We start from the raw sequence: 16,039 nt of genomic DNA on the forward strand, positions 1-16,039 counted from the left end.
GCCGCATCGGAGGACAGGTCGTTGCCGACTGAGCAACGGGGTCTGTGCGGGGCGGTCCTGCTTCGACCGCCCCGCCCCCACTACGACCTGTCGATGAGCGAGGCCAGCGACCTGACCACCTCACCGGCCACCACCGCGTGCCCACTCGTGGTGAAGTGGATGAGGTCCTCGCTCATCAGCTCGGGTCTCGACCGCAGCGGATGGTTCCAGAATTCGGTGAGCACCGCATCGAATTCGGCGGCCACCGCCCGCACCACCTCGTTGAACGCGATCATCTGCGGCCGCATGGCTCGCATCGGGGCCATCCGCTCGACGGACCACACGTCGGCCACGGTGAAAATCGACAGCTGTGCCCCGGTGGCGGCCAGCGCGGTGAGGATCGTCGACAGATTCGTGCGCAGCTGATCGACGTCACCGCCTGCGGTGAACAGGTCGTTGCCGCCGCAGCTGAGGTGCACGAGATCCGGTGCAAACTCCAGGATTTCGGCGAGCTGGCGGTCGATGACCTGACCGCTGGTCGCGCCGATCCGGCCCGTATTGCGATAGGCCAGTGTGGGATTCACCGAAGTGAGGTGTGCTGCGACCCGATCGGCCCAGCCGGTGGGAGCGTACCCGGGACTGGGGTCACCCGTCCCCGCGGCGATCGAATCGCCGAGTACCGCGAAACGCTGCCACGGTGCCCCCGCGAGCAACGCGGCGGCCTGCTCCGGCGCCAGTACCAGCGGATCATCGGCCTCGGCGGAGAACTGCACGGAGAGTGGTGGACTGGAAGGCATGTCGATCTCCTCTGGTTCAGTCGGTCGAACGAGCGCGCGACGGCGCGGCGAGCAGCAGTGCGACAGCGAGGTTGATGGCCGCGCACACGGCGAACAGCAGGTGGAAGCAGCGAAGCGGGTCGTCGGAGGTCGACGAGAAGATGGCCGCCAGTACGGCGATGCCGAGTGCTCCGCCCACCTGCCGGGCGGTGACGTTCATCCCGATCCCGGCCGCGAACTGTTGCGGTGGAACAGAACTCGCTGCCGCGGTGCCGAACACCGTGACGACGATGCCGATTCCGCCGCCGCCGAGCACGCCGGCCGGAATCCACGCAGTCCACAGCGCGGGTTCGGGCCCGAAGGCATCGGTGCTCATCCAGACCAGCGCCGCGGTCGACATCAGCGCACCGAGCACACCTACCCACCGCTGGCCTGCCGGTGTCGTAATCCGCCCGGTGACAACGGCGGTCACCATCGAGGCCACCGCGCCGACGGTCAGCGCCGCCGCCGATTCGAGGACGGAATAGCCCCAGACGGCATCGAGGAACAGCGGACCGGCCAGCAGCCACGCGAACATCGAGGCGCCGAACAAGAACGAACCCGCATTCGCCATGGCGAATTGCCGATCACGCCACAGTGCTACGGCGACAGCGGGATTGACGTGCCGACGGGAGCGAATCAGCGCGAACACGGTCAGCGCGAGACCACCGAGCAATGCGACGAGCGTGCCGGGTGCGGTCCAACCCCACGACTGGCCTTCGGTGACGGCCGCGACGATCGCACCGAGCCCGATCGCGACGGCGAGCGTGCCGAGCGGATCGGGCAGCGTCGTCTCGCGGGAGCCCTGGTCGCCGCCGGGCAGCCGCAGTCCCGGCGCGATCAGCGCCAACGCGATCGGCACATTGATCAGAAACACCGCACGCCAGCCGAACGCCTCGACCAACGCGCCACCCAGCGCCGGGCCGACCACCGCCGCGAAACCACCGGCGGCCGACCAGGCGCCGATGGCGGCGCCGATCTTCGCTCGTGGCGTGGCCTCCAGCACCAGCCCGAGTGCCGCGGGCACCATGAACGCCGCCGCGATGCCCTGCAGGACCCGACCGGCGATGAGCCAGCCCGCGCCGGGCGCCAGCCCGCACAGCAGCGAGGTGATGGCGAATCCGGCCAGTGCCAGCGCGAACAGGCGACGGCGACCCAGCGCGTCGGCGATGCGCCCGGCCGGGGTGAGCAGCGCCGCGAACGCGATCGCGTAGCCGCTGACGATCCAGGTCAACGTCCCGGTGGGGGTGCCGGGGTAGCTCAGGGCGATCGTCGGGAACGCGATGTTGACGACGGAGAGGTCGAGGAAGGCGATGAATGCCGCGCCAGAGGCGACGACGAGGGTGCGGCCCGCGGCGCTGCTGTCGGGAGTAGCTGTGCTGAGCGGATCTTCGGGCCGAGCTGACACGTCGGTCATGCGGAGTCCTTCGAGGGGAGAAATAAGAACGTACGATCGTTCGTAAATAAAAGTACGACCGATCGTTCGCCTTCGCAACCCCGCGGTGGAACAATGATGCGCATGACCCAGTTGACGGAACCGAGCGATCAGCGGTTGGCCAAGGGCGCCCGTGCGCGCGCCACCATCGCCCGGCGCGCCGCCGAACTCGCCTCCGTCGAGGGTCTCGACGGCCTCAGTATCGGCAGGCTCGCCACCGACCTCGGCATCAGCAAGAGCGGCATCGCCACCCTCTTCGGCACCAAGGAGGCGCTCCAACTCGCCGCCGTCCAGGCGGGGCGTGACATCTTCATCGAACGAGTCATCGCGCCCGGCCTGCGCGTGCCACGCGGTGGAACCCGGGTGCGCGCGATGATCGACGGCTGGTTCGCGCACATCGAGAATCCGCCCTTCCCCGGCGGCTGTTTCCGGGTGGCCACCCTCACCGAATTCAGCAGCAAGCCCGGCCCCGTGCGCGACGCCGTCGTAGCCGATCACGACTACTGGCTGTCCTTCCTGGCCGACGAGGTCCGGAAGGCTCAGGCCATGGGCGAACTCGCCGACGCCGACCCCGATCTGCTGGTCTTCGAACTGGACGCGATCGTGAGCGCCGCCAATGTCGCTCGCCAGACCGGTGATTCGGCCCGTGTCGAAGCGGCCCGTACCATCGCGACCCGCTTGTTGTCGGAAGCGCCGAGCGAAATTCAGCCTGGTCGGCTCTAGTCGGGCGGCCTGCCGGGCGCGTACTCACGTCTGATGCGACGAGATCCCAGCGCTCCGGCCAGGGCCGCTGCGGTCCGGTGTGTCATCCGGGTCTGGCCTGAATACGCGGACAGCGCCGCTACCGGTGTTGGTAGTGGCGCTGGTGTCCGGTGAGTCGAGGTCGTTGGCTAGGAGGTCGCGGCCTCGGATCAGTGCTGGTGTTCCTTCTTCGGCTGGGGTGTCGTGGTGAGGGTGAATGCGGCGGTACGGACGACATCGGCGTGCTTGAAGTCCAGGAACAGGCGGTAGGTCCCGGGGCCCGGAACCGCCGTGTGGAAGGTGACTTCGGGGCCCGAGGGCGTGGTGCCGTCGCCGGGTTCGCCGTTGGGGTGGACGTGGACGTACGCGAGGTCTCCCGCGCGCAGGATGACGAGGTGGCCGAAAGCCGCCAGGTACGGCTGCAGATCCGTCACGGCCTCGCCGTTCTTGCGCACGGTGAGCGTCAGCAGATCGCCCTCGGCACGCAACTCACCGGCCACGGTCACCTGATAGCCGTCGACGTCGATGGCGCGGTTCACCGCCGGAACCGGCTGTGGCGCATAGTGTCCCGCGATCGCCAGATCGGCGCCGAGGGTGATGGTGCGGCCGAGTGCGCGCGGTGCGATATCGGTGAACACCCGATAGGCCCCGGCTTCGGGGAGGTCCAGCTGAATCGCCCACGTGCCGTCTGCTTCCCGCCGCGGGTGTACGTGCCAGAACCCCGTCAGCTCGCGACGCGCCACGATCAGGTGCAGTTCGCGATCGTGAATCGCGTCGAACTCGGTCACTGCCGACCCGTCCGGGCCGAGAATCCGGAATCGGAAGTCGATCTTGCCGGGCTCGGCGATCGTGGTCTCGAGGTCGAGGGTGTACCCGTCCTGCGTAATCCGCAGGCCCCCGGGCAGACCCGCATCGTGCCCAGCTGTGTGTGTGCCGTGTCCGGCGTGTGCGCCACCGCCGTGTTCGGTGTGGGCCTCGTGTCCTTCATGGGCGCCACCCTGCGGCGCGTGACCGCTGTGCAGGGCGTGCGCACCGCCGCCGTGTTCCGCATGTCCGCCGTGCGTGGTGCCCTGTTCGACGTGACCGGGCTGGGCTGCGGGGTCGACGTGTGTGGTGTGTCCGGCGTGGGCGTTGGTGGTCATCGTTTCGCCTCTCTCAGTTCGCTGTGCGTTGATAGGAACATATACCCCTGGGGGGTATAGGGTAAAGAGTGGAAGCCCTGTGAGCTGTGCCACCGTGGATGCCGAATCCGGTTGTGTCGAGAGACGCGATACAGGCGAACTTCTGGCCGTGTAGGTGGTGGCGGGGTGAAGGCGAGGATTGTCGCGGGTGCGGATGTGGGCAGCGCGAACCTCGCGTTCACGTCCCGAACCGGGCGGAGTGGGCTCGCGCTGAATCGAGGGCAGTGCGACGGGCTACCCGTTCGGGGGCGCGACCAAGCGGCCCGGATCCGCTGGGCTCAGGCGGAGAGTACGAGCTCGGTGGCGACGGCAGTGTCGTATCGAGCCCAGATCACGTCGACCAGCGCGGAGTGCGCTCCGATGACATCGGCATGCACGACCTCGGGCGCGGCCGCGACCAGCCGGTCGGTGAGCAGCCCCGGCGCCAGAAACCACGGCGCGACGACGATGCGTTCGGCTCCGCGCGCCCGCAGCTGATCCACGGCACGCTCGATACCGGGTTCGACTGTCGCGAAGCACATTTCAGTAGGGCAGCCGGTCACGGCGGCCAGTCGTCGAGCCACCACCGCGGTCCGCCGATTGGCCGCGGCATCGCGCGAACCGACAGCGGCGACGGCGATTCCGACCGGAGTATCACGCAACGGATCGGTTGCGGCAGCGAACGCACCGGGAACAGCGGGGACCAACGGTGTGACCAGGGCGGGGAACAGGGGAAGACGGCACGAGAGTGCGACTCGGTCGGCCACCGCCGCGATGAGCAGTGGATCGGGGCCGAGTACCGCTGTTTGGGTGAGTTGCAGCCGGGAATGACGGCGGCCGGCCTCGGCCAGTAGCGCCGGAAGGTCGACGCGCGCGTGAAAAGCGTTGCCCAGCAGGAGCGGAACGACGATCACGTCGGTGTGGCCCTGGGCGGCGAGGTCGTCGACCACCTCGTCCACCGTGGGCGTGCTGAGATCCAGAAAAGCCAGCCGGACCGGGATGTCGGGCCGGGCAGCGGCAACGTCGGCGACCACGGCCGCCATGGTCGCCGCCGAACGCGGATCGCGGCTGCCGTGGGCAACCGCGATCAACGCGGGCCCGCCTGCGCCGCGCGGCACCGGAACGGCACCACGCGGCGGAGCGGGCAGGCGATACATCAGACCGCGGTACCGACCTCGACCGAGGTCAGCACGTCGCCGACCAGGCCGGCCGCGAGCGTGTTGCCACCGGCGGGGTCGATCAGCAGGAACGACCCGGTGTGCCGGTTGGTGCGGTAGTCGTCGGCCGGGATCGGCTCGGCCAAGCGCAGCGAGACGCGACCGATGTCGTTGAGCTCCAGCGACTCCGGGCTGGGCTGTGCGGTGAGCGTCTGCTCGTCGAACCGCTCCACAAGCGCGCCGACGATGGCCTGGGTGGTCTTGGCGCCGTGCTTGAGCAGCAGCCGGGCGCCGGGACGCAGACCCTTGTCACCGAGCCAGCACACAGTCGCGTCGAAGGTGTCGATCGACTCCGGCGCGTCGTGCACCGAGGCGATGATGTCGCCGCGCGAGATGTCGACCTCGTCGGCCAGGATCAGCGTCACGCTGCGCCCGACCTGCGCGACGGCCAGTTCGCCGTCCGGGGTGTCGATGCGCTCGACGGTGGTCTTCTTACCCGAGGGCAGCACCACGATCTCGTCGCCGGGCGACACCGAACCGGCCGCGATCTGACCCGCGTAACCCCGGTAGTCGGGGTATTCGGCGGTGCGCGGACGGATCACGTACTGCACCGGGAAACGCAGACCCAGCGCGTGCGTGCCGGTCGAATCAGCGTCCACCGGAACGGACTCGAGGTGCTCGATCAGCGACGGGCCGTTGTAGTACGGGGTGTTCTCGGAGCGGCTGGCGATATTGTCGCCGTGCAGCGCCGAGACCGGGATCTCGATGACGTCCTCGGAAGCCCAGCCCAGCTTCGAGGTGAGCTCGTTGAACTCGGCGGAGATCTCGGCGAACACCTCGGCCGGATTGTCGACGAGGTCGATCTTGTTCACCGCGAGCACCAGACGCGGCACACCGAGCAGTGCCAGCACGGCCGCATGGCGACGGGTCTGCTCGATGACGCCCTTGCGCGCGTCGGTCAGCAGGATCACCAGCTGCGCGGTGGACGCGCCCGACACCGTGTTGCGGGTGTACTGCACGTGCCCCGGCGTATCGGCCAGCACGAAAGACCGCTTGGGCGTGGCGAAGTAGCGGTACGCCACGTCGATGGTGATGCCCTGCTCACGCTCGGCGCGCAAGCCGTCGACGAGCAGCGACAGGTCCGGCGTGGACAGTCCACGGTCGACCGATGCGCGGGTGACCGCGTCGATCTGATCGGCCAGCACGGACTTCGTGTCGTAGAGCAGCCGTCCGACCAGCGTGGACTTGCCATCGTCGACAGAACCGGCGGTGGCCAGCCTCAATAGGTCGGACATCAGAAATAACCCTCTCGCTTGCGGTCTTCCATGGCGGCTTCCGAGACACGGTCGTCGCCGCGAGTGGCGCCACGCTCAGTAAGTCGTGACGCCGCGACCTCGGCCAGGATGGCCTGGTTGTCGGCGGCGTCGGAGATGATGGCGCCGGTGGTGGAACCGTCGCCGACGGTGCGGTAGCGCACCGAACGGGTCTCGAGGACCTCGTTCTCGTTCGGGCCGCCCCACACGCCGGGGGTCATCCACATGCCGTCGCGGGAGTACACCGGACGTTCGTGCGCGTAGTAGATCGACGCCAGGTCGATGTCCTCGCGGGCGATGTAGCGCCAGATGTCGAGCTCGGTCCAGTTGCTCAGCGGGAACACCCGCACGTGCTCACCCGGCGCGTGCTTGCCGTTGTAGAGGTTCCACAGCTCGGGGCGCTGACGCTTCGGATCCCACTGCCCGAAGGCGTTGCGCAGCGAGAAGATCCGCTCCTTGGCGCGCGAGCGCTCCTCGTCGCGACGACCGCCGCCGAAGACCGCGTCGAAGCGGTGCTCGGTGATGGCGTCGAGCAGCGGCACGGTCTGCAGCGGGTTACGGATGCCGTCGGGACGCTCGGTCAGGCGGCCGTCGGCCAGGTACTCCTCGACCGAGGCCACGTGCAGGCGCAGACCGTAGCGCTCGACCACCTTGTCGCGGAATTCGAGCACCTCGTCGAGGTTGTGGCCGGTGTCCACGTGCAGCAGTGTGAACGGCAGCGGCGCGGGCCAGAAGGCCTTGAGCGCCAGGTGCAGCAGGACGGTGGAGTCCTTGCCGCCGGAGAACAGGATCACGGGACGCTCGAACTCGCCCGCGACCTCACGGAAGATGTGGATCGCCTCGGATTCCAGCGCCGCGAGGGTGTCGAACTCGGTGAGGCCGAGTTCGCGTTCGGTGGTGTTGGTACTCACAGGCTCACTCCCGGTGGTGGTGATGGTCATGATTGGTGCAATCCGCATTCGGTCTTGGCGATACCGGCCCAGCGGCCGCTGCGCGGATCGGACCCCGGCTCGGGCTTGCGCGTGCACGGCGCGCAGCCGATGGACGGGTAACCCTCCTCCACCAGGGGATTGACGAGAATGCCGTTGGCCTCGATGTAGGCCTGCATCTCGTCGTCGGACCACGGTGCGATCGGGTTGATCTTCACCAGGCCGAAGGCTTCGTCGAACGAGATCAGCGGCGCGTTGGCGCGGGTGGGCGCCTCGACGCGGCGGATGCCGGTGATCCACGCGTTGTAGCCGCTCAGCGACTTCTTCAGCGGGACCACCTTGCGCAGCCGGCAGCATTCGGCGGCGTCACGGGCGAACAGATCCTTGCCGAGCAGTTCGTCCTGCTCTGCGACGCTCGCCTCGGGGCGCACGTTCACCACGTTCACCCCGTACACGGCCTCGACCGCGTCGCGGGTGCCGATGGTCTCGGCGAAGTGGTAGCCGGTGTCGAGGAACAGCACGTCCACACCGGGACGGGTCTGCGCGGCCAGGTGGACCAGCACACCGTCCTGCATGTTCGAGGCGACGATGTAGCCGTTGCCGAAGACCTTGTCGGTCCAGGCGATCAGGTCGGCGGGCGAGGCATCGGGGCCCAGCTCGGCCGCACCCTGCTCGGCGAGCGCGCGCAATTCGGCCTCGGACAGTTTGGCCGCGAGATTCGTGGTCACAGTGGGGATCTCCTCATCGACTATCGGAGGTCGGCCTCGTCGGCGCGCACAGCCCACACCGCGAAGCGTTCCCCGGATTCCCGGTTCTTGACGAAGTTGCGGACGACGCGATCGATGTAGTCACCGAGCTCGACGCTGGTCACCTTGTGCTGACGCAACTTCCGGCCGAACGCGCTGTCCAGGCCGAGGCTGCCACCGAGATGAACCTGGAAACCCTCCACCTGATTCCCGGTGCCGTCGTCGACGAGCTGGCCCTTGAAGCCGATGTCGGCGATCTGGGACCGGCCGCACGAGTTCGGGCAGCCGTTGATGTTGATGGTGATCGGCACGTCGAGTTCGGCGTTGATGTCGGCCAGGCGCTGCTCGAGTTCGGGTGCGAGCACCTGCGAGCGCTTGCGGGTCTCGACGAAGGACAGCTTGCAGAACTCGATGCCACTGCAGGCGAGGAGGTTTCGACGCCAGACCGAGGGGCGGGCCTGCAGGCCGAGCGGTTCGAGTTCGTCGATCAGCGCGTCGACCTGGTCGTCGGGGATGTCGAGGACGATCAGCTTCTGGTACGGGGTGAAGCGGATGCGATCCGAGCCGTACTTCTCGGCGGCGTCGGCGACCTTGCTCAGGATGGTGCCCGAGACGCGACCGGCGATGGGGGAGAAGCCGACGGAGTTCAGGCCGTTGCGCAGCTTCTGGACACCGACGTGGTCGATGGGCTTGGCCGGCTGCGCGGGTGCGGGACCGTCGATGAGCTTGCGCTTGAGGTACTCGTCCTCGAGCACCTGACGGAACTTCTCGATGCCCCAGTCCTTGATCAGGAACTTCAGGCGGGCCTTGGTGCGCAGGCGGCGGTAGCCGTAGTCGCGGTAGAGCGAGACGACCGCTTCCCACACATCGGGGACCTCTTCGAGGGGCACGAAAGCGCCGACGCGCTGAGCCAGCATCGGGTTGGTGGACAGGCCGCCGCCGACCCAGAGATCGAGGCCGGGGCCGTGCTCGGGGTGGTTCACACCGACGAAGGCGATGTCGTTGATCTCGTGCACCACGTCCTGCTGGCCCGAGATCGCGGTCTTGAACTTGCGGGGAAGGTTCGAGTACTCCTTCTTCCCGATGTAGCGCTTGACGATCTCGTCGATCGCCCAGGTGGGGTCGATGATCTCGTCGAGCGACTCGCCGGCGAGCGGCGAACCGAGCACCACGCGCGGGCAGTCGCCGCACGCCTCGGTGGTGTGCAGCCCGACCGACTCGAGCCGGCGCCAGATCTCCGGGACGTTCTCGACCTCGATCCAGTGGTACTGGACGTTCTCGCGGTCGGACAGGTCGGCGGTGTCGCGGCCGAACTCGGTGGAGATCTGGCCGACCGTGCGCAGCTGGGCGGCGGAGAGCGCACCGCCGTCGCACCGCACCCGCATCATGAAGTACTTGGCTTCGAGCAGGTCGATGTTGTCGTCGTCGGTGAAGGTGCCGTCGTAGCCCTCTTCACGCTGGGTGTAGAGACCCCACCAGCGGAAACGGCCACGCAGGTCGGCTTTGTCGATCGAGTCGAAGCCGCCCTTGGCGTAGATGTTCTCGATGCGCGAACGCACGTTGAGCGGGTTGTCGTCCTTCTTGGACTGCTCGTTCGGGTTCAGCGGCTCGCGGTAGCCGAGGGCCCACTGGCCTTCGGACCGGCGGCGGACCGGCTTGCCGGTGCGGGCGCGCGGTGCGACCGGGGCATCGGTGCTCGGGCGGGCCGGGCGCTGGGCAGCTGAACGCTCAGTGCGGGCCTGCGCCGTCGACTGTTCGGTCGAACCGGCGTCGGTGCTCGACGTCATGGGTGGTCGCTCCTGCGGGGGTGTTGGGACATCCGTGCTGAAGGCGCGAGGGGCTGGCTCGCGTCAGGGGAGTCAGCGGGCCGATGAAAGTCGAAGGCACCGGGGGATACCCGGGCGTGGACGCCGCTGCGCTACCGGTGGAAACCGGGCCGACAACAGGCGCTGCAGACACGCTGGAAGTCGACGTGGCGACGGGCCACGAGTCGTACTCCAGTTGCGTGCATGTGCCTATTGTGCCACGTCAGCCTGGTCGTTCCGACCGCAAGGAGATATTTCCCGCACTTTTGGGGGAAATTCCCTGGACGGCCGTCCTGTTCTGTGACGGGGGTCATAGCCCGCCGTCCGGAACCGGCCTGTGATACGCCCGCGCGGGCAGGTGTGCGGTGCCGCACAGCGCGGTTGACCTGGATCGCACTCGAGGTTGCACAGTAGTGCCATGAGCAATGACGCCACCGCCGCCGGTCAGACCCCTGCCGATCTCGCTACCGAACTCGCTGCCATCCGCGCCGTCGTCGACACCATCGCGCACGCCCAGGCCAACGAACTGGCCGAGGAGTTCGTCGCTGTCTTCAGGGAGGACGCCATCTGGACCACCGGTCACGGCAAGCGGCTGTTCGGGCGCCCGGCCATCGCCGAGTTCACGGCGCAGGTGCTGCCAGGGGCCACGACCCACGGCACCGCGACCTACGAGGTCGAGCACGTGCTGTTCCTGCGGCCCGATGTCGCCGCCGTCAAGATCCGCCAGAGCTACTTCACTCTCGACGGCGAGTTGTCCGGGCAGGGCACGCCGATGTACGTGATGACCAAGGAAGACGGCGCCTGGGTGCTCACCGCCAACCAGAACACGCCCGTCGTGACGGACTGACGTGCGAGGGGCCGGGCGGGGCGCGCTACCAGGGCCCGGCAGACTGGAGGGGTGACTACCAGCGCTGCTTCCGGGGTTCCCGGCGTGACACCGGCCGATGCCGATCGGCCGGTGCTGCGCGATTTCGGAAGCGGCGCGTTCGGGGTGTACGTGCACGTGCCGTTCTGTGCCACGCGTTGCGGGTACTGCGACTTCAACACCTATACGGCGGGGGAGCTCGGTACTTCGGCGTCGCCGCAGTCGTGGCTGGAGGCGTTGCGCGGCGAGCTCGCGACCGCCGCGGCCGAGTTCGGTGCCCTGCCGAGCGCGACGCCCGCGGTGTCGACGATCTTCGTCGGCGGCGGGACACCGTCGCTGCTCGGTGGTGACGGGCTGGCATCGGTTCTCGATGCCGTGCGGGCCAACTTCACCCTGGCCGCCGACGCCGAGGTGACCACCGAATCCAACCCGGAATCCACCTCGCCCGAGTTCTTCGATCGGCTCCGCGCGGCGGGCTACACCCGGATCTCGCTCGGCATGCAGTCCGCCGCACAGCACGTGCTGAAAGTGCTCGACCGCACGCACACGCCGGGCCGCGCGGTCGCCGCGGCGAAAGAGGCGCGCGCGGCCGGGTTCGATCACGTGAACCTCGATCTGATCTACGGCACCCCGGGCGAGACCGATGCCGATCTGGATCTGAGTCTGGACGCGGTGCTGGCCGCCGGTGTCGATCATGTCTCCGCCTACTCCCTGATCGTCGAGGACGGAACCGCGCTGGCACGCAAGGTCCGCCGTGGTGAACTGCCCGCACCCGACGACGATGTCCTCGCCGCCCGCTACGAACGCATCGATGCCCGCCTCGCCGACGCCGGTCTGACCTGGTACGAGGTCTCCAATTGGGCCGCGAGCGATGCCGCCCGCTGTCAGCACAACCTGGGCTACTGGGACGGTGGTGACTGGCTCGGCGCCGGCCCCGGCGCGCACAGCCATGTCGGCGGCGTTCGCTGGTGGAACGTCAAGCACCCCGCCCGCTACGCCGACCGCGTGGCCCTCGGCGGTCTCCCCGCCGCAGGCTGGGAGGCCCTCACCGACGACGAGCGCTACACCGAACACCTCATGCTCACCGTCCGCCTCCGCACCGGCCTGCCGCTCGCGGATCTAGCCCCCTCGGCAAGCTCGGCCCTCGACCGCATCCTGGCCGACGGCCTGGCCCGCGTCACCGGCGACAACCTGGTCCTCACCGACCGTGGCCGCCTCCTCGCCGACGGCATCGTCCGCGACCTCCTCACCTGACCACTTCAGGGGTCGCGGGAGCCATTCTCGGCTGATCGACGGGCTGCTGAACCAGTCGGAGAATCGCGCGAGTGGTGATGTCATCGTGATCTGAATTTCGAGATTTCCCGGGCTTGGGATCGCATCCAAAGATTGCCCGGTCATCCTGGTGTAATCCACCAATGCACACCTGGTGAGAGGCCCGGAACAGCGGGGTGCTCTAAGAGTATGTTCGGTGGGTTCGGGGTGGAAGATAACGATTAGGGGCGTAGGCTTCGGCTCGATCCTAGGGAGTTATATGTCCACCGAACGGCACATCACCCTCGTCCACGAGCAGAGCGAATTCGCTGAAGCGCGCTCCGCTGAGAAGGCGGAGAACGCTCGTCAATGCGCGGTCGCCGCGCGGACGGTCGCTTCGCACTCGAACGACGCCGAAGATTGCACGTCGCTGCTGGCGATGTTGGGTCTCGACGCCCTCGCGGGCAAGCAGGTCGGCGCCCCCGACTCCGCCGCTCGCTGCGGCGCTGCTGCCCGAGTCTGATCCGGCACCGGCCGCCCGGCTCGGGCGGCCACTGCCGACGCCTTCGTCGACGCGCTGACATCGCCGTCAGCCCCGAGTCGTCGTCGAGCGCTGCTCGACCGGCGAGTAGTCATCGCCACCACCGATCACCCCACCGGCTATCGCCGGTCGTGGCGCACCGAGTAGTTCCGCGGTGTTCGCGAGCGTGATCAAGTACTCCGGCAGTCCGCGCACGGCGTCGATGCCCGGCGCGGGCGCCGCCGGCGGTCCTCCTCCGCAATGGAAGTAGCGATCGACCGACCTGGCTGTGGCGTGCCCCGACGGCGGGTCGACGCCGATGGCCGGGCCCGTCGATCCTGGAACGCTCTGCCCGATACCCGCCCTCGACGCGTCGTGCCGGCCGGGCGGTCGGTACCGCGGTGCCCCACCCCATATCCGGTCACCGCCTCCGCTCGTGCTGCCGCTCGGCCCCATGCGCCCAGCCGCTGGGCCGGCAGCGGGAGTGCGGCCCGCGGAGATCACCCCGGGGTCGACAGCCGCCGCAGAAGCCCCCGCGGGCGCTGTGCGCAACCCCGCGCCGACAGGTGTCGTCAACGCAGCCGTACCGCTCGGCGCTGCCGCGCCGGTGGCACCAGACGAAGCCGAGGTCACCGCCGTAGCGCTGCCTGGGCGTGCCGTGCGGTCACCGGATTCCACCGATCTGCCGTCGAGCAGGTCTTGACCGTCGATCGGAACTCCCGTGCCGCGACCATCGCGCCCCACCTTCTCCGAGTCGCCGATCGCTGCGTGCACGGCTGAACTCTCCTCGGACGCGGCGGACAAGTTCTGGCCGCTACCGGCGGAAACCTCGACCGGCGACAGCGCGCGCCGCTCGTCTCGCGATTGCCCCACGGTGCCGATCAGTAATTGCCGATCGCTCGGCTCGCCGGAGTCGAACGACCGAAGTGGCATGGGCAGCACCGGAATGCGAGCGACCAACTCCGCGAACGGCAACACGTATCGCTGCCGCATCGCCGCTCGCGCATCCTCCTCCGCGGCCGAAGCCGCACCGTGCGCCGATGCTGAGCCCATGGCGTGTACGGCCCCACTCGCCGACCACGCCGTGGCGCCGATTTCCTCGGCAACCGGTGACCCGACCGCGTACTTGGTCGCCACGATCGCCTCGGCAGCCGCTCGAATCACGCCCGGCAAATCCTCCAGCGCGGCAGTCAGGTCGTGCGCTCGTGCGACGTAGTCGTCGATCGCGGATCCGGCCGCGGCGGCACCCGCGCCCGACCAAGCCGACGCCAGCGACCCATCCACTGCGTGCCGGAATGCGCGTAGACCCTCGTCCCACCACCGCGCGATCTGCTCGAACCTGTCGGCTTGCGCCAACGCGTCGGTCACCTCGAGCGCCCCGAATGCCGCGACGATCTCCCGATGTCGCCAAGAATGCGTGTTCTCCCCGCCGCCGGGAACACCCGATTTCGTGGCGTCGCTCGAATAGTCCGGATATGTGTTCTCGCTACGAATGCCGCTCGGCTCGGGGCCTGTCACGCTGACACCGAAGAAATATGTTGTCCCGCAGAGGTTTCCGACAACCGAAGTCGATCAGCCCACTCTTCGTCGGCAACTACCATCAGATCGCGCGCAGCCCGGAAAGATTGCCGAATGTCGTCCACGATCTGTGAATGCGCGTCCAATACGGCAGTGACGCTGTTCTCGTTCGCCGCCGCGACGGAACGCAATCGCGCGACCAATGTGCGCCCGGACACCAACCGCGCGTCTCCCTCGCCCAGCCCCCAGCGCTCCTGATCGCCGATTTCCACGGCAAGTGCCCGTATCCGTGCGATTGCCCGCAGAAATTCCACACACGCACCGTCGATCCGGGCGAACTCCGCCGGCCGCACCGCGACCGCGCTCGAACCGACTTGCCCCGCTTCGCCGACCCCACCCGGATACACCACAGTTCCCCTCCCGTGCACTCTGTAGTCAGCTGAAAACAGCTGGTAGACCCCCTGATTCAGTCCCGAAATCTACGCCCGGCGCTCGAGCCCGACAACCCTCGAAACCGCAACTGTGGATAACTCGGGCCTGTGGACAACCCTGGCGCGGGGCTCGACCGAGCCGACAGGGCGAACACCGCCCCCGAAGCCGGAGATTCCCGCATGACGGTTCGATGCCGGACCGCCGTGCGATCCAGGGATCGGCGACAAGACAATTAGACTGGACAACAAGACGCTGCGAGCGTCGGCGTGCGACCCTGTGCGAACGCAGCACGGGTAGGCGTGATGTACCAGGCACGAGCGAGGAAGGTGGGGTCGATGGCGTCGAGTACCGAGGATCGACGTTTCGAGGTCCTGCGAGCGATCGTCGCGGACTACGTCGCCACCAAGGAACCGATCGGTTCAAAGTCCCTCGTGGAACGGCACCACCTCGGCGTTTCCAGCGCCACCATCCGCAACGACATGGCGGTGCTGGAGGCCGAGGGTTACATCACCCAGCCGCACACGAGCTCGGGCCGTATTCCCACCGACAAGGGCTACCGCGAGTTCGTCGACCGGATCGCCGAGGTGAAACCGCTCTCGGGCGCCGAACGCCGGGCGATCATGGAATTCCTCGAATCCGGGGTCGACCTCGACGACGTCTTGCGTCGCGGCGTGCGCCTGCTGGCCCAGCTCACGCGCCAGGTCGCTGTGGTGCAGTACCCCACCGTCTCGGCCTCGATCGTGCGCCACATCGAGGTCGTCGCGCTCAACCCGGCCCGGCTGTTACTCGTGGTGATCACCGACACCGGCCGCGTCGACCAGCGCATCGTCGACCTGGGCGCGGTGATCTCCGACGAGGACCTGGCCGCCGTGCGCGGCCTGCTCGGCGGGGCCATGGACGGCAAGCTGCTGTCGGTGGCCAGCGCGTCGGTGGCCGGTGTGCCGGAGCGCGCACCGGCCAAGATCCGCGACGTGCTGGTCCGGGTCTCGACCGTCCTGGTGGAGACGCTGGTCGAGCACCCCGAAGAACGCCTGGTCCTCGGCGGCACGGCCAATCTCACCCGCAATGTCGCCGATTTCGGCTTCCCCGGCTCCCTGCGCACTGTGCTGGAAGCCCTGGAAGAACAGGTCATCGTGCTCAAATTGCTCGCCGCGGCCCAGCAGCCGGGCCAGGTGATGGTGCAGATCGGCGAGGAGACCCAGGTCGAGCAGATGCGCGGCACCTCCGTCGTCTCCACCGGCTACGGTGCGGCGGGCGCCGTGCTGGGCGGTATGGGTGTGCTCGGCCCGACCCGCATGGACTACCCCGGCACCATGGCATCCGTCGCGACGGTTGCCCGCTACATCGGCGAGGTGCTCGCCGAAAGGTGAAGC

15 protein-coding genes are annotated in these 16,039 nt (G+C 68.3%); 5 read left to right on the forward strand and 10 right to left on the reverse strand.

Going from position 1 to position 16,039, the window contains the following annotated elements:
* Window positions 1–80 precede the first annotated feature (80 nt).
* Both ACFULV_RS16150 and ACFULV_RS16155 read right to left on the reverse strand, forming a co-directional pair.
* Window positions 81–776, reverse strand: coding sequence for an SGNH/GDSL hydrolase family protein (locus ACFULV_RS16150; protein ID WP_378657230.1), 696 nt, complete (start codon window positions 774–776; stop codon window positions 81–83).
* A 16-nt stretch (window positions 777–792) separates the two neighbouring features.
* Complete coding sequence (locus tag ACFULV_RS16155; protein ID WP_378657232.1) at window positions 793–2,211, reverse strand: MFS transporter; 1,419 nt, start codon at window positions 2,209–2,211, stop codon at window positions 793–795.
* Window positions 2,212–2,313: 102 nt separating this feature from the next.
* Here ACFULV_RS16155 and ACFULV_RS16160 point away from each other — a divergent pair, with 102 nt between their 5' ends.
* Entirely contained in the window at window positions 2,314–2,952 is a 639-nt protein-coding gene (locus tag ACFULV_RS16160) for a TetR/AcrR family transcriptional regulator (RefSeq protein ID WP_378637478.1), read from the forward strand.
* 188 nt (window positions 2,953–3,140) lie between these two features.
* Here the strand turns inward: ACFULV_RS16160 and ACFULV_RS16165 are convergent, their stop codons facing one another.
* The 6 genes from ACFULV_RS16165 to ACFULV_RS16190 all read right to left on the reverse strand — a co-directional run bounded on the left by ACFULV_RS16165 (window position 3,141) and on the right by ACFULV_RS16190 (window position 10,062).
* A complete protein-coding gene (locus ACFULV_RS16165) occupies window positions 3,141–4,112 on the reverse strand; it encodes a hypothetical protein (RefSeq protein ID WP_378657235.1) in 972 nt (323 codons plus the stop codon).
* Between the two features lie 317 nt (window positions 4,113–4,429).
* Window positions 4,430–5,287, reverse strand: coding sequence for a sirohydrochlorin chelatase (locus ACFULV_RS16170; protein WP_378657238.1), 858 nt, complete (start codon window positions 5,285–5,287; stop codon window positions 4,430–4,432).
* The gene (locus ACFULV_RS16175; RefSeq protein ID WP_378657241.1) at window positions 5,287–6,582 is read right to left on the reverse strand and encodes a sulfate adenylyltransferase subunit 1; all 1,296 of its coding nucleotides are present in this window, start codon (window positions 6,580–6,582) and stop codon (window positions 5,287–5,289) included. The genes ACFULV_RS16170 and ACFULV_RS16175 overlap by 1 nt, the downstream gene beginning before the upstream one ends.
* Window positions 6,582–7,559: a sulfate adenylyltransferase subunit CysD gene (gene cysD / locus ACFULV_RS16180; RefSeq protein WP_266298608.1), complete on the reverse strand. Its 978-nt coding sequence runs from the start codon at window positions 7,557–7,559 to the stop codon at window positions 6,582–6,584. The genes ACFULV_RS16175 and cysD overlap by 1 nt, the downstream gene beginning before the upstream one ends.
* Window positions 7,538–8,257, reverse strand: coding sequence for a phosphoadenylyl-sulfate reductase (locus ACFULV_RS16185; RefSeq protein WP_378657243.1), 720 nt, complete (start codon window positions 8,255–8,257; stop codon window positions 7,538–7,540). The genes cysD and ACFULV_RS16185 overlap by 22 nt, the downstream gene beginning before the upstream one ends.
* 20 nt (window positions 8,258–8,277) lie before the next feature.
* Entirely contained in the window at window positions 8,278–10,062 is a 1,785-nt protein-coding gene (locus ACFULV_RS16190) for a nitrite/sulfite reductase (protein ID WP_378657245.1), read from the reverse strand.
* Between the two features lie 436 nt (window positions 10,063–10,498).
* On the opposite strand from ACFULV_RS16190, the gene ACFULV_RS16195 reads away from it, so the two are divergent.
* The 3 genes from ACFULV_RS16195 to ACFULV_RS16205 all read left to right on the forward strand — a co-directional run bounded on the left by ACFULV_RS16195 (window position 10,499) and on the right by ACFULV_RS16205 (window position 12,719).
* Window positions 10,499–10,927: an SgcJ/EcaC family oxidoreductase gene (locus ACFULV_RS16195; protein ID WP_378657247.1), complete on the forward strand. Its 429-nt coding sequence runs from the start codon at window positions 10,499–10,501 to the stop codon at window positions 10,925–10,927.
* 51 nt (window positions 10,928–10,978) lie between these two features.
* A complete protein-coding gene (gene hemW / locus ACFULV_RS16200) occupies window positions 10,979–12,199 on the forward strand; it encodes a radical SAM family heme chaperone HemW (RefSeq protein WP_378637495.1) in 1,221 nt (406 codons plus the stop codon).
* A gap of 277 nt (window positions 12,200–12,476) precedes the next feature.
* Window positions 12,477–12,719, forward strand: a complete 243-nt coding sequence (locus tag ACFULV_RS16205) for a hypothetical protein (RefSeq protein ID WP_067456243.1) — start codon at window positions 12,477–12,479, stop codon at window positions 12,717–12,719.
* Between the two features lie 66 nt (window positions 12,720–12,785).
* Here ACFULV_RS16205 and ACFULV_RS16210 read toward each other — a convergent pair whose 3' ends face one another.
* Together ACFULV_RS16210 and ACFULV_RS16215 are read right to left on the reverse strand one after the other, a co-directional pair.
* Window positions 12,786–14,234 carry a hypothetical protein gene (locus ACFULV_RS16210; RefSeq protein WP_378657250.1) on the reverse strand — a complete coding sequence of 483 codons (1,449 nt, stop codon included), beginning with the start codon at window positions 14,232–14,234 and terminating at the stop codon, window positions 12,786–12,788.
* A complete protein-coding gene (locus tag ACFULV_RS16215; RefSeq protein ID WP_378637500.1) occupies window positions 14,231–14,644 on the reverse strand; it encodes a hypothetical protein in 414 nt (137 codons plus the stop codon). The genes ACFULV_RS16210 and ACFULV_RS16215 overlap by 4 nt, the downstream gene beginning before the upstream one ends.
* A gap of 357 nt (window positions 14,645–15,001) precedes the next feature.
* Here ACFULV_RS16215 and hrcA point away from each other — a divergent pair, with 357 nt between their 5' ends.
* Window positions 15,002–16,036, forward strand: coding sequence for a heat-inducible transcriptional repressor HrcA (gene hrcA / locus ACFULV_RS16220; RefSeq protein WP_378637503.1), 1,035 nt, complete (start codon window positions 15,002–15,004; stop codon window positions 16,034–16,036).
* Window positions 16,037–16,039 lie beyond the last annotated feature (3 nt).

The sequence above is a fragment of the Nocardia sp. NPDC057272 genome (assembly GCF_042668615.1).
Lineage (GTDB): Bacteria > Actinomycetota > Actinomycetes > Mycobacteriales > Mycobacteriaceae > Nocardia.